Source organism: Auritidibacter sp. NML100628, from assembly GCF_003185985.1.
GTDB classification, from domain to species: Bacteria; Actinomycetota; Actinomycetes; order Actinomycetales; family Micrococcaceae; genus Auritidibacter; species Auritidibacter ignavus.
Window position 1 is genome coordinate 20945 of sequence record NZ_QHLP01000016.1, and the last position, 19934, is coordinate 40878.

The window sequence follows — 19934 nt, forward strand, 5'->3', positions numbered from 1 at the left end:
GGCGTCTGGGCGGCGACCGATCTCGTGCTAGCTCAGTCTGTTCTCATCTCCGACGGTCTCCGCGGGATGCCGGTCGGGAACGTCACCCGGGACCGATCCACTTCGCACGATTGAGCTCGTTTCCTCACGTACACTCAACGCGGTTGCGGTTCATCATCGGTGGTCGCGCAAACTATCGCCACAGGACAGCGGTGAGATGGTGTGGACATCTTCCGTGTCGTCTCCCATTGTGGCACAGATTCACCCAGCACGGGGACATTTCCTGGTCGTGATGGCTGAGAGCATAGACTACATAGTGACCGCGCGTGCCCGCTCTGATGCGATGCCGCCGGTGATCTTCCGATCCAAGGAGTCCCTGGCATGCCCCATGATATCTCCCATCACACCGCAGACCAGACCGCGGTGACCCTCGACGACCGCCTCGATCTGGACCCTGACACCCGTGCCGAGGATCTACCCTGGTTTGCCACCCGCGTCGGGTCAGGCCTGGTGATGCTCATTACCGGGCTGATCGCGATGGGCGCGGCCGCCATCCTGATGTATGAGCGGGTCCAGATCTGGAAGGACCCGGAATATGTCACCAGTTGCGATTTAAGCCCCTGGGTCTCGTGTGGCACCGTGATGCAGTCGTGGCAGGCCCAACTTTTCGGGTTCCCGAATCATTTCATCGGCCTGGTGGGCTTCACCATTGTCATCACCCTGGCCACGGTGTTGGTGATGGGCATGCAGTTCACGCGCACCTATTGGATCTGCATTAATATCGGCGTCGTCTTAGCCCTGGTGTTCTGCCTGTGGCTCTGGACCCAAGCCGTCTATGACATCAATGTTCTGTGTTTATACTGCATGGTGATTTGGGCGGCCGTGATTCCTCTGGCAGTGCTGGTGACCGCTCGCAATATTGCGACGGGAGTGATTCCAACCTCGGCTACGGCCCGCACCTACCTGCTGGCCATGACGTGGCCGATGGTGGTCTTGCTCTACGCGGTGATTGCCGGGTCCATCCTGATTCGCTTCGGCGAGTCATTATTCTCGTGATCCCTATCACTTATTGTCTAAGCTAGGGGGCATGGCAGACAGTCCCTATCACTATGTCCCCGAGGCCCGGAACAATCCAGATCATCCGGCCCACCACGTTCCGGTGCGCCCAGCCGCTTCGGTGGTGCTATTGCGTGACCAAGGCGTCGGAGTTGAGGTTTTCGTGCAATTTCGTGCCAAGACCATGGATTTCGCCGCCGGTGTTGCGGTGTTTCCCGGTGGTCGGAGCGAACCGGGCGATCACCAAGCCGGTGACGGTTTATTGAGTCCCGAAGCGATCGCTGAGCATGCCCAGATTTGGTCGCGGACCAAGCTGGTCTTGGATGACGCGACTCCCGGCGTGGCGGCAATGGCAGCCACCGCGGTGCGTGAGGTGTGGGAAGAAACGGCGGTACGACTCAGTGGTGAGCAGCTGGTGCCGTGGGCGAATATCACCACCCCGTTGGGGGCACCCAAACGCTTTGATACGTATTTCTATGTCGCCGCAGTCACTGATGAGCAACAACATCAGGTCCGTAATGTCACCACCGAAGCTACCGAGGCGCGGTGGTTGAGCACCACCGATCTGCTCCAGGCTTTTGCCGCTGAGCAGATCGCGCTGATGCGTCCAACACTGTATCTGGTTAAAACTGTCCACGCGCTGAAAACGATTCCGGAGATTGTGGCCGGGCATCAGCCGGTGGTGACCCCGCTGTCTGGACTGCGCGGAGTCACCCTCGACTCCGATGACTCGCACTTCACCGCTGAGACAAACCACTAACCGCCGTTGCGGCGACGATTAGTCAGCGCGGTTCCAGCCGAACCAGATCTCCATCTCGCGCTCGGCCGACAGGGTTGAATCCGAGGCGTGGATGAGGTTCTGTTGCACACCAGGGCCCCAATCACGACCGAAGTCTCCGCGAATGGTGCCCGGCAGTGCCACAGTGGGGTCGGTCTTGCCGGTCAGCGCGCGGATGCCTTCGATCACGCGATCGCCTTCCACGATGGCGGCCACCAGCGGACCGGAGGACATGAACTCGACCAGGGCGGGGAAGAATTCTTTGCCCTGGTGCTCTTCGTAGTGATCGGCCAACATCTCCGGGTTGGCGGTCATCATTTCCAATTCGACGATACGGTAACCCTTGCGCTCGATGCGGGTCAGGATCTCACCGACCAAGCCTCGTTTGACTCCATCTGGCTTAATCAGAACCAGCGAACGTTCTGGGGTGGCCATCGGGACTGCACCTCTTTCTGTCGTCTTGCTGTTGTGGGTCGGTGACCGGTGACGGTATCTAGCTGAGAGTATACCGAAGCGGTCTGGTGGGCCGGTTAGCTCTTTGTGTCGGGATGGTCCGTAACACAACGGTACCCGTGGGCAATCTCCCATGCGCGTTGCTGTCGGTCGCGGACGATGTTCTCTTCATCCATCTGCCCTCCCCGGACCACGGCCCACCACCAGGCAGCCAGAAATCCGGCTCCCAAGATCAAGGCAAAGTATTCGAGAAATCCCCCCAGTACAAACAGCACTTGAATCCCCCACCCGATCCAGTATCCCACGGGCTTAGTGAGCAGTCGCGTGGTGACCAGTGCCAGTACAGCCAGGGCGATCGAGGCCCAGAAGACCGGGACCGCCCAGGATTCCTCGCGGTTGAGGTTCAACACGGTCATGCCGTAGAAAACCAGTACCAGGGATTCCAGGCCCAGTAGCGAAGCGCAGAACATCACCCGCAGGGAACGGCGTTTCTGTGGTTGGCCCGGGCGCCAGTCTTTTTGGCGTTGTGTTTCGCGCTGGGGCCGCCAGGACTCTCGGCCGGTGGTTCCGGCGGGCGGTTCTGATGGTTGGTGTTGATCAGTCATCGGTATCACCCTGCTGACCGTGGCCACCACGGTCCACGTCGTCATCCGTGTCGTCTTCCTCGGTGGCGAAAAAGGCTGCCAGGTCGTCGTGATCTTCGACCACCGCGGCTGCAGCCGCCGCGTGGGCGGCTGCGGTATCGGTGGTCTCGGTCTCCCCGGGGCCGAGCAGGCCACGGACTTGGCCTACCAAAGTGATTGACCCGGTGACCAATACACCGGGGCCACCGGTGCCATCAGTAATGTTGGCGGTGCCGGATTCGTGCAGTTCTTCATCCTCGTCCACCACGGCCTCGACGGCCCATCGAATCGCATCGGTCGGGGCCGGTTCGGGATGTAGCGTGTCGGCATCCCATCCGGCATCCAGGGCGTATTCCACCAGAGTGTCGGGATCAATGGCGCGTGGTGAGGCAGAGGCTGTCAGGGCCACGTGCTCGACCGTGTCCCCAAAAGCGTCATAGAGACTGGTTAACACGCCGCGGGCATCCTTTTCTTCCAGAATGCCAACGACCAGCGCCAGCTTGGTGAAGTTGAAGGCCTCTGTGACACTGACGGCGGTGGCTTCCATACCGGCGGGGTTGTGCGCCGCGTCAATCACTAAGGTTGGGTTGGTACGAAGCACTTCCAGCCTTCCCGGGCTGGTGACCTGCAGTAGCCCCTGTTGCAGTAGCTGCTGGTTCAAGGTGTGACCGCCGTGGCCGAGGAAGGCTTCCATCGTGGCGATGGCTACCGCGAGATTTTCTGCCTGATGGGGGCCGTGGAGTGGCAGGAAGAGTTCGGGGTATGTTCCGCTGAGTCCCTGCACCGAGACTTGCTGCCCGCCGACCGCCACCCGTCGGTCGGTGACCCCAAACTCCAGGTTTTCAAACGCGAAGCTGGCACCAACCTCACGCGCCTTATCCAGGAGCACCTGGGCAGCCGCCGGTTCCTGCGCAGCGGAGACGACGTACCCGTCGGGTTTGATAATGCCGGCCTTCTCCTCGGCAATCTCTTCGACGGTCTCGCCCAGCAGGTCGGTGTGATCCAGGGAAATGGGAGTGATCACGGAAACTTGGGCATCGGCAACGTTGGTGGCATCGGTGATCCCCCCGAGTCCCACCTCAAGCACCATCACGTCGACCGGCGCGTCAGCGAAAATCGCGAACGCCAGCACCGTCATGGCTTCAAAATAGGTCAGTGGCGTCTCGTCCTCAACCAGCAGCTCCTGATCCACCAAGCGCACGACCGGCAGGATCTCCGACCACACCCGCAGCACAGTCTCATCATCCACCGGCTCGGAGTTCAACTTAATCCGTTCGGTGAATTTCACCAGGTGCGGTGAGGTATAGCGCCCGGTGGAGAGCCCGTAGCTGTTGAGCATGGTCTCGATCATGCCAGCGGTGGAGGTTTTGCCATTGGTACCGGTCAGATGAATGACCGGTGCGCAGTGTTGGGGATCCCCGAGCAACTCCATGGCACGATACATCGGCTCCATCCGTGGCTCCATCTTGTTTTCTGGGGCGCGGGCGAGCAGATCGCCATAGAGCTCCTCCAGGCTCTGGGGGCCGGTCTGGGGATCTGGTGACAGCTCTGACACGAGGCACTACGCTTTCTGGATTGATGCGAGGGAATCGGTGGAAGCCGGCGAAACCACCTCTACGCTAACACTGACCAGCTTGGAGGCGTCATCGGCCATCGAACCACGCGGGTCGTCTCGGTTTTCATCCGCCACAAGCTCCAGCTGCGTGGTCAGCGTCTCTTGGCTGATCAGCTCCCGGTGGGCGTCAATGGCTGTGATCAGTCCGGTGGGCCCGGTGATCTCGGTCCGAATCCGGTCGGAGACGTCCAGACCGGATTCACGACGTGCTGCCTGGACCGCGCGGATCACGTCGCGGGCCGAGCCTTCGGCGGCCAACTCGTCATCGACACTGGTGTCCAACACTAGGAACCCGTCGGAGATCACCGCCACCGCAGTCTCGTCGGATCCTTCGGACTGATCCACGGTGGTCGCGAGCTCGTATTCGCCGTCGACCAGCTCGACACCGCCGGCGGTGACCACGCCGTCGGCGACCGACCAATCCCCAGCCTTGGAGGCTTTGATCACCTGTTGGACCTGCTTGCCCAGGCGCGGACCGGCGGCCCGGGCGTTGACGACAAGTTGCTGGGTGATGCCGAAATCGGTGGCTGAGGCTTCACTGGTGTCTTTGACGTTGATGGTGTTGATGTTGAGCTCATCGGAGATGATCTCGGAGACGGTCTGATCAACGCGTCCGGCATTTTCAATGACCACCGAGAGCTTGCGCAGCGGCAAGCGGACGCGCCGGCCCGCGCCCTTACGCAGCGCAGAACCGGCCGAGGAAATCTCCCGGGCCAGGTTCATGCTGTGCTGGACGGCCTCGGCATCCTCGCCTTGCGGGAACAGGCTGGCGTCCGGGTAGTCGGTCAGGTGCACCGAACGTCCCCCGGTCAGGCCCCGCCAGATTTCCTCGGTCACCATCGGCAACAACGGTGCTGCCACCCGGCAGAAGGCTTCCAGGCACGTGAACAACACGTCCAGGGATTGTTCATTCTCATCGAAGAACCGCTGCCGGGAGCGACGAATATACCAGTTGGTCATGGTGTCCATGTACCGGCGCAGTTCCTCGGTGGCCTGGGGCACGTGGTAGCGGTCCATGTACTCTTTGACCTGGGTGATCATGGTGCCGGTGGTGGCCAGAATGTAGCGGTCCAGCGGGTCGGTGGCCTCATAACGGTACTGGGCCCGATATCCCTGCGGTCGGGTGCCACCGGCGGTGGCAGAGTTGGCGTAGAGCGTGAAGAAGTGCCACACGTTCCAGGCCGGAAGGAGCACCTGTCGGGCGGCTTCGCGAATGCCGTCTTCGCTGACGATCAGAGTGCCACCGCGCAGAATGGGCGAGGCCATCAGGAACCAGCGCATCGCATCCGAGCCGTCCCGGTCCAGCACCTCGGAGACGTCCGGGTAGTTGCGTAGCGACTTGGACATCTTCTGCCCGTCCGAGCCCAGCACAATACCGTGGGAGATCACGTTTTTGAACGCCGGGCGGTGGAACAGGGCGGTGGCTAGCACGTGCATGGTGTAGAACCAGCCACGGGTTTGGCCGATGTATTCCACGATGAAGTCGGCCGGGTTGTGGGTGTCGAACCAGTCCTTGTGCTCCATGGGATAATGCACCTGGGCATAGGGCATCGACCCAGAGTCGAACCACACATCGAGCACATCGGGGACGCGACGCATCATCGACGTGCCGGTGGGGTCATCCGGGTTGGGGCGGACCAGCTGATCAATCCAGGGCCGGTGCAGATCCACCTCGCCGTGGGCATTGCGGGGTAGTTCGCCGAAGGCTTCTTCGAGTTCAGCTAGGGAACCGTAGATTTCTTGGCGCGGGTAGTTGGGGTCATCGGATTCCCACACCGGGATCGGGGAGCCCCAGTACCGGTTGCGCGAAATCGACCAGTCGCGGGCGTTTTCCAGCCATTTACCAAACTGGCCGTCCTTGACGTTATCGGGAATCCAGTTGATCTGCTGGTTCAGTTCCAGCATCGAGTCTTTGAACTCGGTAACTTTCACGTACCAGGAGGTGATCGCCCGGTAGATCAGTGGGGTCCGGCACCGCCAGCAGTGCGGGTAGGAGTGTTCATAAGAGGCTTCTTTCACCAGCTCGCCGGCAGCGCGCAACGAGCGAATAATCGGACGGTTGGCCTCAAACACCTGCAACCCAGCAATGTCTTTGAGCTTGCCCTCGCCCAGGGACTCATCGCCGAACAGTGGCAGAAATTTCGCGCCCTCATCGACGGAGAGCACCACGGGGATGTCGTGGGCTTCATTGATCGTCTGGTCGTCTTCACCATAGGCAGATGACTGGTGGACCACACCGGTACCGTCGTCAGTGGAGACGTAGTCAGCAACCAGCATGCGGAAGGCGTGCTGGTTGCCCCACTTCTCGTCTTCGGAGAAGTAGGTGAAAATCGGCTGGTAGGTCAATCCGCCCAGGTCCGTTCCGGCATAGGTGGCGGTGATCGCTTCGGTGGCAGCTTCCACGGACTCATAGCCTAGATCGGTGGCATAGGCGGCCAGCCGTTCGGTGGCCAGCAGGAAACGTTCACCGTCCAGCGAGTCCACCGTAGTGGCCTTTGGGCCACGGGGTACCACCACGTAGGAGACCTCCGGTCCCACCGCCAGCGACCCATTGGTGGGTAGCGTCCACGGCGTGGTCGTCCAGGCCAGCACGCGCACCCCGGCCAGGTCCTGGGCGGTTTGTGAGCTGGCGATGTACGAGGCATCCAGCAGGTGATCGTCGATCCCTCCGGTGAGTCGGAAGGTTACCGTCACCGAGGGATCTTGACGTTGCTGGTAGACGTCATCGTCCATACGCAGCTCATGGTTGGACAGCGGAGTTTCATCTTTCCAGCAGTAGGGCAGAACGCGGAAGCCACGGTAGGTGAGCCCTTTCTCGGACAGGTCTTTAAACGCCCACAGCACCGATTCCATATAGGAGGGATACAGTGTCTTGTAGTCATTATCGAAATCGACCCAGCGCCCCTGCCGATTGACGTAGTTTTTCCACTCTTCGGTGTATTTGAGCACCGAAGACCGGCAGGCGTCGTTGAACTTATCGATACCCATGGCCTCAATTTCGGCCTTATCGGTCATGCCCAGCTGCTTCATGGCTTCCAGCTCGGCGGGCAAGCCATGGGTATCCCAGCCGAACCGACGCTCGACGCGCTTACCCTGCTGGGTTTGGTAACGGGCCACAAGGTCTTTGACGTACCCGGTGAGCAGGTGGCCGTAGTGAGGCAGGCCGTTGGCGAAGGGCGGCCCGTCGTAGAAAACGAACTCATTATTGGTTCCGTCCTCAGCGATGGCCGGACGTTGGTCAATGGAGGCTTGGAAGGTGCCATCGGATTCCCAGTACGCGAGAATGGCCTCCTCAATGGCGGGCATATTCGGCGATGACGGAGTGGAGCCGTTGCGCACGGACTCAGAATCTGAGCTGGCCTGAGGGTACACGGTGGAGTTACCTTCCTTGCTGACGATCAATCACGGGTCGGTGTGAATCTCTGGTGTGCAAGGACGCACAACCTGTGGCGCACCCTGGCTAGCCACAGCGGTGTACGCGGTACCACCCTGCTTATCTGAGTTGAAGCTCAGATCGCTCATCGCAACGCTGTAACGGGCTGACCCGTCCGGTTCTACTAGGTACTCGCCTCAATGTTGATGCCAGTGACACGAGGACTGTTCTTCCGGAAGCTCGCCGGTGATTGCCGGGTCATCGCTGGTGAAGTATGCGGTTATTCTGGGTTCATCCTAAACCACGTGCTGGGCAAAATCGAATTAACCCGAGGTCGCTCAGGCGTCTCGAATCAGCTTGTGTTGGGCGGCTTGTTTAACCGGTCGCATCACGATCTGGTCGAGGTTGATGTGGTGTGGCAAGGTGACGGCGTACACGCACACCTCAGCGACATCTTCTGCGGTGAGCGGCTCGGCGACACCTTCATAGACTTTTGCGGCGGCGTCGGCATCTCCGCCCATGCGGTTGAGAGCGAACTCATCGGTCTTGACCAGGCCGGGGAGCACTTCAACCACCCGTAGATTATGTTCGGCTTCCTCAAGCCGTAGTGCGGCGGTGAGCGCGTGTTCGCCGAATTTGGCAGCGTTGTAACCGGCCCCGCCCTCATAGGCGACGATGCCGGCGGTGGAGGTCAGATTCAGCACGGTGCCGGCACCGGATTCTCGAAGCATCGGAAGGAAGCCCCGGATCACGCGCAACGCCCCCATGACGTTGGTCTGCAACATCCAGTCCCAGTCCTCGTCTTTGCCCTGGGCAATGGGGTCGGTGCCGTGCGCCCCGCCGGCGATGTTGATCACCGTGTCGACTCCTCCGGCTTCGGTCACGGCCACAACGAAGCGGTCCACCGAGTCTTGGTCGGTGACGTCTAGTTCTAGGGGAATAATTTCCCCGGTGGGTTGGGCGACTTGTGCCGCCAGCTCTTCAAGCCGGTCGAGGCGACGTGCTCCGGCGAATACCTTCCAGCCTTGGTCGGAGAGCTGAAGCGCGGTGGCGTGGCCGATACCGGAGGAGGCTCCGGTGACCACGGCCGAACGGGTTGCGTGAAAATCCGTCATCTCTGAGGTCATAGCTTTACAGTACCCGGCTGATGCGGCCCCGGGAGGTAACGCAACGGGTGCCCACCTGGTCCGTCAGGTCTGGGACATACTGCTCAGCACGTGCTGTCGGAGTGGTGGTCTGTGAAAGAATATGTGGCATGGCAGAAGATCTTCAGGGCTCGAACTCGCCCAAAAACAACACCATCCCTGATCGTCCAGGCCTCGAAGGGCTCGAAGAGAAATTTACCGCCCGGTGGGAAGCCGACCGGGTCTATGTCTTCGACCCTGACACGGATCGTGACCAGGTCTACTCCATCGATACTCCCCCACCGACCGCTTCGGGGTCGTTGCACGTCGGTCACGTATTCTCCTATACCCAGACCGACGTGTTGGCCCGCTATCAGCGGATGAACGGGAAGAACGTGTTCTACCCGATGGGCTGGGACGATAACGGTTTGCCCACCGAGCGTCGCGTGCAGAACTACTACGGAGTGCGCACCGACCCGGCCACGCCGTATGACCCCGATTATCGTCCACCGGACAAGCCGGCAAAGAACCAGCGCGACTGGGATGTGATCTCCCGCCAAAACTTCATCGAGCTGTGTCTGGAGTTGTCCACCGACGATGAGAAGGTCTACGAGGATCTGTTCACCCGTCTGGGCCTGTCGGTGGATTGGAATCTGTCCTACCGCACTATCGATGACCACTCCCGAGAAGTCTCCCAGCGGGCCTTCCTGCAGAACCTCGCCGATGGCGATGCCTATATGGCCGAGGCTCCCACGCTGTGGGACGTCACCTTCCGCACCGCGGTCGCCCAGGCCGAGCTGGAAGACCGCGAGATGGAAGGCGCCTACCACCGGTACGCTTTCACCACCGAGCAGGGTGAGAAGATCTTTATTGAAACCACCCGCCCCGAACTGCTACCGGCTTGTACCGCGTTGGTGGCTCATCCCGACGATGAACGGTACAAGCCCTACTTCGGCACCACCGTGACGTCCCCACTGTTTGAGGTTCCCGTCGAGGTCAAGGCCCACCCGCTGGCTCAGCCGGATAAGGGGTCGGGTATCGCGATGATCTGTACCTTCGGTGACCTCACCGACGTGACCTGGTGGCGTGAGCTAGAGCTGGATACCCGCACGGTGATCGGTCGTGACGGCCGATTCCAGTCCGAGACCCCAGAATGGATCACCTCCGAGTTCGGTCGTGCTAACTATGAACGACTGGCCGGCAAGACCGTGTTTTCCGCCAAGAAGGCCGTCGTGGAGATGCTGCAAGAACATGATTTGCTCGATGGACAGCCGAAGAAGATCATGCACGCGGTGAACTTCTACGAAAAGGGCGAAAAGCCCTTGGAGATTGTCACCTCCCGTCAGTGGTATTTGCGCAATGGTGGCCGGGACGCCGACCGCCGGGATGCACTAATTGCTCGCGGTGACCAGTTGCAGTGGCACCCGGAATTCATGCAGTCTCGCTACACCAACTGGGTGGAGAACCTCAACGGTGACTGGCTGGTCTCCCGCCAGCGGTTTTTTGGGGTCCCGGTACCGATCTGGTACCGGCTGGATGACCAGGGTGAGCCCGACTATGAGTCCCCGCTGATTCCAGAGGACGCCCAGCTCCCGGTTGATCCGTTGCAGGATGTTCCCGCCGGCTACACTGCTGAGCAGCGCGATCGGCCCGGCGGGTTCACTGGTGATCCGGACGTGCTGGACACCTGGGCGACCTCGTCACTGACTCCACAGATTATTGGCGAATGGTCGACCAATGATGAGCTATTCGACAAGGTCTTTCCTTTCGATCTGCGTCCGCAGGGCCACGACATTATTCGAACCTGGCTGTTCTCCACGGTGGTGCGGGCCGATGCGCTCCACGATTCCGTGCCGTGGCAGCACACTGCCCTGTCTGGCTGGATTCTCGACCCGGACCGGAAGAAGATGTCAAAGTCCAAGGGCAACGTTGTGGTGCCGATGGATATCCTGGACAAATTCGGGGCGGACGCGGTTCGGTATTGGGCGGCGTCAGCCAAGTTGGGCGCCGACACCGCCTATGAGGTCAATCAGATGAAGATTGGTCGTCGTCTGGCGATCAAGCTACTCAACGCCACCAAGTTCGTGTTGCAACTGGGGGCCAACCGCTCCTGGGTTGCGACCACAGCTGACCAGGCCGCACAGATCACCCATCCGCTGGACCGGTCGTTGTTGGCCCAGCTGTCCGACACTATCCAGCAAGCCACTGTTGGCTTTGAGCGCTATGACTACGCCCGGGCATTGACCGTTGTGGAGACCTTCTTCTGGAACTTCACCGACAACTACGTCGAGCTGGTCAAGGACCGCGCCTATGGCGGGCGGGGCGACGACCAGCAACGCTCTGCCGTGGTCACCCTGGCCACCGCACTGGACGCACTGCAACGATTGTTGGCACCTTTCCAGCCCTTCGCTACCGATGAGACCTGGAGCTGGTGGCAACAGGGCTCAGTACACTCAGCACCGTGGCCGGGGCGTGAGGGCGAATCTGCCGGTATTGACGCCGTTGGCCGTGACAGCGATTCCGAGGTGCTCACCGCCGTGGCACGTGCACTGTCCGGGGTTCGTAAGGCCAAGTCCGATGCGAAGGTGTCGCAACGCACCGAGGTCTCAACCGCCACTATTCAGGCGACCTCCGCGCGTGCTGACCAAATCCGGCAGGCCCAAGACGACCTGTACGCTGCCGGGCGCATCCAGCACCTGGAGTTCACCGACCTCACGAATACCGATGAAGAACACGATATCTCCGTGATCAACACCGAGCTCGTGGAGTCCGAGAGCTAAGCTCCTGCCCCGAGTGGTCGGGACCGGATTAGTTAGTCCCGGTGCGACCACAAACGGCGGGGGTGGCCACCAAGACAGTGGCCACCCCCGCCGTTTGTGTCTCAGCGCAGATTAGTCGAAGCGTGGTGTGGAGTCGCGACTGCGCTTGAGCTCATAGAAGTAGGGGTAGCCCGCCAGCGCTACAGCACCATCAAAGATCTTGCCGGCTTCTTCACCGCGCGGAATCTTGGACAGCACCGGGCCGAAGAAGGCAGTGTCACCGAACTGCACCACCGGAGTGCCGACCTCGTTACCGACCAAATCAATTGCCTGCTGGTGGGAGCTGGCCAGTGCCTTGTCGTTCACGTCGGTCCGTGCATCAGCGATGACCTGATCGGCCTGTTCGCTGGCTCCGATCTCCTCCAGAGCGGTCCGGACGGCTGCCTCGCGATCAGAGACGTCATTGTTGTGAATCTGGGTGCCCACTGCAGTGTAGAACTCGCCTAAACGATCATGCCCCAGACGTTGTTCGACGGCGACAGCGGCCCGGGCAGGCAACCACACGTTGGGGTCTTTCTCTTTGCCCTCGGCATCATTGAGGATGCCCAACGACATCACATGCCAATCGACGGTGATATCACGGACCTGCTCGACTTCACGGATCCAGCGCGAGGTCACCCAGGCGAAGGGGCAGATCGGGTCAAACCAGAAATTGACGACGTTATTTTCGGCCATCGGAGCGTATCTCCTTCTGTCGGGTTCCGGAATCTACTGCAATGCAGTCTGTTGGGCCTAGCGACACGCTTCGCGGATTTATTCCGTACACTTCCGATACCGGTCAAAAACGTAAAATTAGGCCGATTTGGTGCGACGTTTGTGGGTCACCTCGCGAGTGACCATCAGCGGTTCGGCCTCACCTCGCACGACGTCGCCGGTGATCGTCACCGAGGCAATGTCGTTTCGTGAGGGCAGATCAAACATCACCGGCTGCAGCACGTTTTCCAGAATGGAGCGTAGCCCACGGGCTCCTGCACCTCGTTCTTCCGCCTGGTCCACGACAGCATCAAGAGCGGACTGGTCAAATTCAAGCTCGACACCATCTAAGGCAAACATCTTTTGGTACTGCTTCAGCACAGCGTTCCTCGGCTCGGTCAGCACCCGAATGAGTGCCTCCCGATCCAGTGGGTCTACTGCGGTAATGACCGGCAGGCGCCCAATGAATTCAGGAATCAAACCAAATTTCAGCAGATCTTCAGGACGCACATCAGAGTAGGAGGGCAACTCCCCTTCACCGAAACTCGACAAGGCTGCGCCGAAGCCGATCCCCTTACGTCCAGCCCGGGACTCGATAATGCCATCGAGTCCGGCAAATGCACCGGCCACAATGAACAGGACATTCGAGGTATCAATTTGCAGGAATTCCTGGTGCGGGTGCTTGCGACCGCCCTGTGGCGGCACCGAGGCAACGGTGCCCTCCAGGATCTTCAGCAGGGCCTGTTGCACCCCTTCACCGGAGACGTCGCGGGTAATCGAAGGATTCTCGGATTTCCGTGAGATCTTATCGATCTCGTCAATATAGATAATGCCCTGTTCGGCCTTCTTGACGTCAAAATCTGCGGCCTGAATCAGCTTAAGCAGAATGTTCTCGACATCTTCGCCCACGTAGCCGGCTTCGGTCAGTGCGGTTGCGTCCGCGACGATAAACGGCACGTCGAGTTTCTTGGCCAGGGTCTGTGCCAAGTAGGTTTTGCCCGAACCGGTAGGGCCGACCAAGAGGATATTCGATTTTCCGACCTCCACATCGGCCAGCGCATCTAGAATCGAGTCATCTCCGAACGTGTCGGTAACAGCCTGGCGGATGGTGTCATTGCCCCGGACACGTTTGTAATGGTTGTAGACCGCGACTGACAAGGCTTTTTTGGCTCGTTGCTGGCCAATGACGTACTGGTCCAAGTGGTCGAAAATCTCGCGAGGAGTCGGCAAGTCGACGTCGTTGGTCTCGGCAACTTCGGTGAGTTCTTCCTCAATGATTTCGTTGCACAGTTCAATGCACTCATCACAGATGTAGACGCCGGGACCGGCGATGAGCTTACGAACCTGCTTCTGGGATTTGCCACAGAAGGAACATTTCAGCAGGTCCGCACTTTCTCCGATTCGTGCCAAGGTGACTCCTCACAACTTTGTTTCGATCCAAGCATAGTAGCTGGCCGGAACTTTTCTGCCCCGTTACACCCGTGTGCCTTGCTCGCTCAGGGGATCTCCCGCCCAAAATTACCCCGAACGTCCCGGGCGATGGAAATCTCGTCTCCACGCTGGGGATAACCACACAGAAAGGCACCGGTGGCGTGAACATCTCATCGCAGAGTGTCCACCCCACCGGTGCTACTGTCAGGCTTAGCTACGTTTGATCTTGCGCGACTCCAGCACCTCGTCGACGAGACCGTATTCTTTGGCCTCTTCGGAGGACAAGAACTTATCGCGGTCAATATCAGCGCGAACCTGATCGACGCTACGGTTGGTGTGCTGGGCGAGGACTTCTTCCATCCAGGTACGAATCCGCAACAATTCGTCAGCGTGAATCTGTAGATCCGTTGCCGTACCACGGTCACCGCCCATGGATGGCTGGTGGATCAGCACGCGCGCGTTGGGAAGCGCCAGGCGCTTGCCCGGAGTGCCGGCGGCCAGCAAGACAGCGGCAGCCGAGGCTGCCTGTCCCAGGCACACGGTTTGGACCTCGGGGCGGATGAACTGGAGGGTGTCGTAGATCGCTGTCATCGCGGTGAAGGATCCACCCGGGGAGTTGATGTACAGAGTGATGTCACGTTCCGAATCCATGGCTTCTAGCACCAAAAGCTGAGCCATAATGTCATCGGCGGAGGCGTCATCGACCTGGGTTCCCAGGAAGATAATCCGGTCCTCAAACAACCGAGCGTACGGGTCCTGTCGTTTGAAACCGTAGGGAGTGCGTTCCTCAAATTGCGGGAGAATGTAGCGTGCCGAAGGCATCATCGGCGCCTGCGCGGCGGGCATGTCCTGACCAGAGTGTTTGTGCTGTGTCATCGAAGAGCTCCTGAAAAGATGTGGTTAGTCCGCTGAGTGTGGTGGTGACACCAGGATGGTTACTGCTCGACACCGCCACCACCGGATACGGAACCGGCACGTTCGGCGATGTGGTCGAAGAAACCGTATTCCAGGCCCTGCTCGGCGGTAAACCACATGTCGCGTTCATTATCTTTGAGGATCCGTTCCACACTCTGGCCGGTCTGTTCTGCAGTCAGCTCGGCCATGACTTTCTTCATGTGCATGATCAGCTGGGCCTGAATGCGGATGTCAGACTCGGTACCACCGATACCGCCGGAGGGTTGGTGCATCAGAATGCGGGCGTGGGGGGTGGCGTAGCGCTTGCCCTTGGTCCCGGAAGAGAGCAGGAACTGTCCCATAGAGGCAGCCAAACCGGTTGCTACAGTCACCACGTCGTTGGGAATGTACTGCATGGTGTCGTAGATGGCCATCCCGGCCGTCACCGAGCCACCCGGGGAGTTAATGTAGAGGTAGATGTCGCTCCGGGGATCCTCTGCGGAGAGCAACAGCATTTGCGAGCAGATTGCGTTGGCGTTGTCATCGCGAACTTCAGACCCCAACCAGATGATGCGCTCTTTCAGCAAACGGTTGTAGATGTAGTCTTCACGTTCGGCCGGATCGACAGTGGCCATCCGTGGTGCGGGGGACGAATCTGTCATGGACGTCCTACCTTCCTTCAATGCTGACAGCTACCTCCACGGCAGCCTGGTTGAATCATCTTCGGGAAAAACACTACTGATGATCGGCTCGTTCTGGGGCCACAGCACACGGTATTTCGCTGTTGGCACGAGTCCGTCACATGCCACGGGCCCGCCGGGGAGCAATTCTGCTCCTCAACGGGCCCGTTCAGTATGGCTAAGTTTTATTTCTGCTCGTCGTCGGCTTCCTCGGTGGATTCACTTGTTTCGTCCTCTTCGGTGGGCTCAGCGACCTCGTCCGCGTCGTCGTCCTGTGGCTTAACGAAGGACGACAGGTCCACGGCGTTGCCATTGGTGTCGGTCACCTCGGCGTATTCGAGGACCTTGGCCAGAGCCTTGCGACGACGCACCTCACCCATGATCATCGGCACCTGGTTGCCCTGATCCAGCATCTGCGCGAACTGGTTGGGGTCCATGCCGTATTGCTGAGCGGTGGTGATAATGTATTCGATCAGCTCAGCCTGTTCGACGCCGATTTCTTCCTGATCGGCGACCTCATCGAGCACGATCTCGTTGACGAAGGCTTCGCGGAAGTTGTTCTCGACTTCTTCGCGGTGCTCCTCCGTGTCATGGTCATCTCCGGCAGAGTGACCGCCATCGTTGAAGTGCTGTTCCAGCTGTTCGGTAATGACCGACTCGGGCACGGGCACCTCGACCAGCTCCAGCAGTTCCTCCAGGACCTTGTCGCGGGCTTCAATCCCCTGGTTGGTCACGGCTTCGTCAGCAGCCTGCTTCTTGAGATCTTCCTTGAGTTCATCGAGAGTATCAAACTCGGAGGCCAGCTGTGCGAAGTCATCGTCAGCCTCGGGCAACTCGCGCTCCTTGACGGCGTTAAGCACCACCTTGACGGTGGCAGCCTCACCGGAGTGCTCGCCGCCGGCCAGGGTGGTCTCGAACACGGCATCTTCTCCGGCTGATAGACCGTCGAGTGCCTCGTCCATACCCTCGAGCATGGTGCCAGAACCGATCTGGTAGGACAGGTCTTCGGCCTCATCAACCGTTTCACCGTCAATGCTGGCGGTCAAAGAGATCGTCACGAAATCGTCCTGCCCTGCCGGGCGATCGATGTCTTTCAGGGTGGCAAACCGTGCACGCAGGTCGTCCAGAGCCTTTTGCTCATCTTCTGCGCTGGGCTCAGCCGGGTCAACGGTGACCTTCAAGCCCTTATAGTCTGGCAGTTCAACCTTGGGACGAATGTCCATTTCAGCGGTAAACTTCAGGGGCGCTTCCTCATCGCCCTCAGCTCCGGGAACGCCGTGGATATCCACCTCGGGGCGAGACAGTGGCACGACCTCAGCCTCGCGCAGACCCTGCTGGAAGAATGAGTCCAGGTTGTCGTTGACGGCCTGTTCGATCACCAGACCACGACCGAAACGCTGGTCGATCAAACGCGGAGGAACCTTACCCTTGCGGAAACCAGGGATCTGCACCTGATTGGCAATGCTCTTATACGCAGCGTCAATACGGGGCTTGAGCTCTTCGTAAGGAACCTCAATCTCCAGCTTGACCCGAGTGGGGCTGAGGTTCTCTGTTGTGGACTTGACCACGTAGGACTCCTGATATCGATCGTGGATAAATGGAATTGTGTAGCGGTTAACGACGAACCGAAACTGTCGGGACGACAGGATTTGAACCTGCGACCTCACGCTCCCAAAGCGCGCGCTCTACCAAGCTGAGCTACGTCCCGAAATGCCCGGGCACAACACACCGTGTTGGCTCCGAGTACAGTGGCACCCCGACGGTGAAACGATCCTTCACCGCACGTGGCTCACTCCGCAGGACCGTTGACTGAATAACCATCACGCAGGCCTGGAGGCCACTAGGCACCCACGATATCTTAGTCTGTTTCGCGTCCAAAACGGAAATTTGGACTGAACACTTTTTTGCACTACACTCAAATTCGCTGTGCATTGCAGTGGTGATAACCACCCTGATGTGCACTGCGGGGATGTAGCTCAATGGTAGAGCCTCTGCCTTCCAAGCAGATAGTGCGGGTTCGATTCCCGTCATCCCCTCCACAACGGCTTCGATCCACCCAGCCCCAGTAGTTCATTGAGGTATACGCACAGAGGGCTCGAGGCCTTTTTCACCTGGGTTCCTCGCCCTCGTCCTCCGTTGAATAAGCAACGGTTGGCAACCCGGTTAGCAATGGTTGTGGGGCCCGTCTGCCCCTAGTTTGTGAGCCAAGTTGTACGCATGCTCATAGGCATCAATGATCGCCTCGTCCTTCATCGGCTTAGAGGCTACCCGGAGCTTGTGTGCCGTGTACAACGCGTGCCTAAACGCGGTCTCATCCCGCGCAGCGCGCCCCTCGGCGATCCAGAGCACTTTGACACCATCGACACGTTCGGCATCCAACCTGTCGAGATCAGCCATGCCCCCTTGTAGCTCTTTGGCGATCTTCCAATAAGCTTGGGCTTCCTCCCGGGTGGTTTTCACCGCATTGATCAGCTCCCGGCCGCTGGTAAAGGATTGCTTCGGGGCAGGGTGCGGCGCCGCATCCGTGGTGCCGTACATGCGTCGTACCTCCTGAATCAATGCGACCAGCTGGAAGATATCTGAGTGCTAATAGTGCCAATGGTAGGCAGTGGGATCATCCCCGGTATAAAACGGCGAGCGGGAAAACCCATGCGAGAAGTGCGCATCCGCGCCTAGCAGCTCACACAGCTGATTCGTTGTGGCCCGCAGCAGGCGCATGTTCGAGGAATCGCCCGAGGAATCGGCATAGACCGGGTCGATCAGCCAGATCAACTGTGCTTTGCCGTTGATCGGGTAAACTCCGATCCAGGGGGCGCAGCTGGCGTCTTTCATGGCCACCACGGCGTTGATGACCTCAGGGGCCATATCGGTGACATTGCCACCGGCGGAGCCCAGCATGTCCACGTCCAAGACAATGACGGTGGCTCGTTGCTTATGGACAAGTTTGACGTACTGCAACCTCCCCAAAGCGGAGGATTCCACGCGGTAAAGCCTGGGCTTGCGCTTGCCGTCTTTGGTCTTCGTCCACGCGCCCGAGAACTTCCGTGTGGGGCAACCGTGCAGGGTCTCCCGGTCAAGGTGCTTGAGTAGCTTGTAGCGCTCGTAGTCCGTGGCTCCCCGGGACGGCAGTGGCACAGTGCGAGGGGAGAGAAAATCCGCTGTTCGCGCTGCATCGGTGCTGTTGAGCGGAAAAAGTGGGGACACATTCTCGGTCCCATGGGGTATAGTCATAGACAGGCTTTCTCCCCACTTGGGATGGGGCGATAAGCGAGCGTCATGCGGGTGGTAGCCTGCGTGGCGCTCATTTTTGTTCGTCAGGTAACTACAGACCTGTAATTCTCCTACCGAAGCTTAGCATTTTTGACCTTTCAAGCAGTGCACAAACGCTCAATGGCCTGCGTCTATTCATTTACCTATCCCCTAGATCTTCCAAGAAGATCAGCAAACAGTAGATAAGCCTATGCGCAAAGGCGTATCTACGCATAAACGGATAGGCGCGTAGGCGCATGTCGATCCCAAGTGTGCATCCTTAGTGCCCTAACCTGACCTCACGCCTCATGTCATCTCAATAATCCAATCCAAGGGCGGCACAGGAAAAACCACTACCGCGCAATGTTCCTTGCGGCAGCTCTCGAGCGTAAAGGTCGCAAAGTAGTCGTCATTGATATGGATCCTCAGTTATCTGCCTTTCAATGGGCAGAACAAACGGCGGATACCGCTTTCCGGTTGTTAAGGCAACCTCCGAAAGGGAGTTGAATACGTGGCTCAGTAGAACAACAGAAGCAGACTATTTGATAGTTGATACTCCTCCGGGCGCTGGCAATCTCATTGATGCAGCAGCTTCAATCGCCTCTCTCATTCTCGTTCCCACCGGTGTATCCCCTATGGAGATTTCTCGGACTCAGATCACACTTAACGCTTTAGCTGAGGCCGATCCACCAGTAGCTGTTGTACTTGTGAACCTCGACCGCCGTGAACGTCTACTCGATGAGGTGCATTCCGAACTTGTAGGCAATGAAACCGCTACGTTAGCCGACGTTATCGTTCCTACCAGAGCAACAACTCGCCACGCTTTCGGAACTAACCCTGAGCTTTCCGAGCCGTGGAAAGCTCTCGCAGATGAACTTGAACAGGCTTTCGACTAAAGAGGAGGAACAATATGGCAATCGGAGACAAGAAGAAAATCTCTAAAGATCCGACACCGGGGGAGAAGGTCACCCCATCAAAAAAGATGTTTGCAGATGCATCACCCAAAACATCGAAGGTCAATCTATACGTGCGCGACGCAGAGCTTTTGAAAGCCATAAAAATCGCAGCTCTAGAAGACGACACGAGCCTCTCGCTCTTATTCGAAGAGTGGGGACTGCAATGGCTGAAGAAGAGAAACGGCACTAGTGGACAATTTTTTTATGTAGA

At 59.0% G+C, this 19934-nt stretch carries 17 protein-coding genes and 2 tRNA genes; 5 read left to right on the forward strand and 14 right to left on the reverse strand.

What is annotated here, in order from left to right; translation table 11 throughout:
- Window positions 1-360: 360 nt before the first annotated feature.
- Entirely contained in the window at window positions 361-1035 is a 675-nt protein-coding gene (locus DCC24_RS10035; protein WP_110099782.1) for a vitamin K epoxide reductase family protein, read from the forward strand.
- Between the two features lie 31 nt (window positions 1036-1066).
- On the forward strand, window positions 1067-1795 hold the full coding sequence (locus DCC24_RS10040; RefSeq protein WP_110099783.1) for an NUDIX hydrolase: 729 nt from the start codon (window positions 1067-1069) through the stop codon (window positions 1793-1795).
- 18 nt (window positions 1796-1813) lie between these two features.
- Here DCC24_RS10040 and ndk read toward each other — a convergent pair whose 3' ends face one another.
- From ndk to DCC24_RS12535, 6 genes are all read right to left on the reverse strand, one after another.
- Entirely contained in the window at window positions 1814-2248 is a 435-nt protein-coding gene (gene ndk / locus DCC24_RS10045) for a nucleoside-diphosphate kinase (protein WP_110099784.1), read from the reverse strand.
- Window positions 2249-2343: 95 nt separating this feature from the next.
- Window positions 2344-2871, reverse strand: a complete 528-nt coding sequence (locus DCC24_RS10050) for a DUF4233 domain-containing protein (RefSeq protein ID WP_110099785.1) — start codon at window positions 2869-2871, stop codon at window positions 2344-2346.
- Entirely contained in the window at window positions 2864-4444 is a 1581-nt protein-coding gene (locus tag DCC24_RS10055; RefSeq protein WP_233492067.1) for a folylpolyglutamate synthase/dihydrofolate synthase family protein, read from the reverse strand. The genes DCC24_RS10050 and DCC24_RS10055 overlap by 8 nt, the downstream gene beginning before the upstream one ends.
- A 6-nt stretch (window positions 4445-4450) precedes the next feature.
- Window positions 4451-7876: an isoleucine--tRNA ligase gene (gene ileS / locus DCC24_RS10060; protein WP_369860245.1), complete on the reverse strand. Its 3426-nt coding sequence runs from the start codon at window positions 7874-7876 to the stop codon at window positions 4451-4453.
- Between the two features lie 339 nt (window positions 7877-8215).
- Entirely contained in the window at window positions 8216-9004 is a 789-nt protein-coding gene (locus DCC24_RS10065) for an SDR family oxidoreductase (RefSeq protein ID WP_233492068.1), read from the reverse strand.
- A gap of 4 nt (window positions 9005-9008) precedes the next feature.
- Entirely contained in the window at window positions 9009-9134 is a 126-nt protein-coding gene (locus tag DCC24_RS12535; protein ID WP_255410737.1) for a hypothetical protein, read from the reverse strand.
- Here DCC24_RS12535 and valS point away from each other — a divergent pair.
- Window positions 9133-11781: a valine--tRNA ligase gene (gene valS / locus DCC24_RS10070; RefSeq protein WP_110099786.1), complete on the forward strand. Its 2649-nt coding sequence runs from the start codon at window positions 9133-9135 to the stop codon at window positions 11779-11781. The two genes, DCC24_RS12535 and valS, sit on opposite strands and share 2 nt — an antisense overlap.
- Window positions 11782-11892: 111 nt before the next feature.
- On the opposite strand, the gene DCC24_RS10075 is transcribed toward valS, so the two are convergent.
- The 6 genes from DCC24_RS10075 to DCC24_RS10100 form a co-directional block, all read right to left on the reverse strand.
- Window positions 11893-12495, reverse strand: a complete 603-nt coding sequence (locus tag DCC24_RS10075; RefSeq protein WP_110099787.1) for a disulfide bond formation protein DsbA — start codon at window positions 12493-12495, stop codon at window positions 11893-11895.
- 117 nt (window positions 12496-12612) lie between these two features.
- Complete coding sequence (gene clpX / locus DCC24_RS10080) at window positions 12613-13923, reverse strand: ATP-dependent Clp protease ATP-binding subunit ClpX (RefSeq protein ID WP_110099788.1); 1311 nt, start codon at window positions 13921-13923, stop codon at window positions 12613-12615.
- A 231-nt stretch (window positions 13924-14154) separates the two neighbouring features.
- Window positions 14155-14820, reverse strand: coding sequence for an ATP-dependent Clp protease proteolytic subunit (locus DCC24_RS10085; protein WP_369860237.1), 666 nt, complete (start codon window positions 14818-14820; stop codon window positions 14155-14157).
- 59 nt (window positions 14821-14879) lie between these two features.
- The gene (locus tag DCC24_RS10090) at window positions 14880-15500 is read right to left on the reverse strand and encodes an ATP-dependent Clp protease proteolytic subunit (protein ID WP_110099789.1); all 621 of its coding nucleotides are present in this window, start codon (window positions 15498-15500) and stop codon (window positions 14880-14882) included.
- 203 nt (window positions 15501-15703) lie between these two features.
- Window positions 15704-17086: a trigger factor gene (gene tig / locus DCC24_RS10095; RefSeq protein WP_110099790.1), complete on the reverse strand. Its 1383-nt coding sequence runs from the start codon at window positions 17084-17086 to the stop codon at window positions 15704-15706.
- A 66-nt stretch (window positions 17087-17152) separates the two neighbouring features.
- A tRNA-Pro gene (locus DCC24_RS10100) sits at window positions 17153-17226 on the reverse strand.
- A 257-nt stretch (window positions 17227-17483) separates the two neighbouring features.
- On the opposite strand from DCC24_RS10100, the gene DCC24_RS10105 reads away from it, so the two are divergent.
- Window positions 17484-17557: transfer RNA gene (locus DCC24_RS10105), tRNA-Gly, on the forward strand.
- A 124-nt stretch (window positions 17558-17681) separates the two neighbouring features.
- Here the strand turns inward: DCC24_RS10105 and DCC24_RS10110 are convergent.
- Both DCC24_RS10110 and DCC24_RS10115 read right to left on the reverse strand, forming a co-directional pair.
- Window positions 17682-18056: a hypothetical protein gene (locus DCC24_RS10110; RefSeq protein WP_110099791.1), complete on the reverse strand. Its 375-nt coding sequence runs from the start codon at window positions 18054-18056 to the stop codon at window positions 17682-17684.
- A gap of 48 nt (window positions 18057-18104) precedes the next feature.
- A complete protein-coding gene (locus DCC24_RS10115; protein ID WP_110099792.1) occupies window positions 18105-18749 on the reverse strand; it encodes a replication initiation protein in 645 nt (214 codons plus the stop codon).
- A gap of 461 nt (window positions 18750-19210) precedes the next feature.
- Between DCC24_RS10115 and DCC24_RS11975 the strand changes: the two genes are divergently transcribed.
- Window positions 19211-19663 (forward strand): hypothetical protein, encoded by a 453-nt coding sequence (locus tag DCC24_RS11975; RefSeq protein ID WP_199446263.1) that lies wholly within the window; start codon window positions 19211-19213, stop codon window positions 19661-19663.
- Window positions 19664-19934 lie beyond the last annotated feature (271 nt).

What these genes read in the sequence shown, in the direction of transcription:
- DCC24_RS12535 (WP_255410737.1), bottom strand. Translation starts at nt 9,134, where the DNA reads ATGCCACATATTCTTTCACAGACCACCACTCCGACAGCACGTGCTGAG.
- DCC24_RS10065 (WP_233492068.1), bottom strand. Translation starts at nt 9,004, where the DNA reads ATGACCTCAGAGATGACGGATTTTCACGCAACCCGTTCGGCCGTGGTC.
- DCC24_RS10110 (WP_110099791.1), bottom strand. Translation starts at nt 18,056, where the DNA reads ATGTACGGCACCACGGATGCGGCGCCGCACCCTGCCCCGAAGCAATCC.
- DCC24_RS10040 (WP_110099783.1), top strand. Translation starts at nt 1,067, where the DNA reads ATGGCAGACAGTCCCTATCACTATGTCCCCGAGGCCCGGAACAATCCA.
- DCC24_RS10035 (WP_110099782.1), top strand. Translation starts at nt 361, where the DNA reads ATGCCCCATGATATCTCCCATCACACCGCAGACCAGACCGCGGTGACC.
- DCC24_RS10075 (WP_110099787.1), bottom strand. Translation starts at nt 12,495, where the DNA reads ATGGCCGAAAATAACGTCGTCAATTTCTGGTTTGACCCGATCTGCCCC.
- valS (WP_110099786.1), top strand. Translation starts at nt 9,133, where the DNA reads ATGGCAGAAGATCTTCAGGGCTCGAACTCGCCCAAAAACAACACCATC.
- DCC24_RS10090 (WP_110099789.1), bottom strand. Translation starts at nt 15,500, where the DNA reads ATGACAGATTCGTCCCCCGCACCACGGATGGCCACTGTCGATCCGGCC.
- DCC24_RS10115 (WP_110099792.1), bottom strand. Translation starts at nt 18,749, where the DNA reads ATGACTATACCCCATGGGACCGAGAATGTGTCCCCACTTTTTCCGCTC.
- ndk (WP_110099784.1), bottom strand. Translation starts at nt 2,248, where the DNA reads ATGGCCACCCCAGAACGTTCGCTGGTTCTGATTAAGCCAGATGGAGTC.
- DCC24_RS10085 (WP_369860237.1), bottom strand. Translation starts at nt 14,820, where the DNA reads ATGACACAGCACAAACACTCTGGTCAGGACATGCCCGCCGCGCAGGCG.
- DCC24_RS10050 (WP_110099785.1), bottom strand. Translation starts at nt 2,871, where the DNA reads ATGACTGATCAACACCAACCATCAGAACCGCCCGCCGGAACCACCGGC.
- DCC24_RS11975 (WP_199446263.1), top strand. Translation starts at nt 19,211, where the DNA reads ATGGGCAGAACAAACGGCGGATACCGCTTTCCGGTTGTTAAGGCAACC.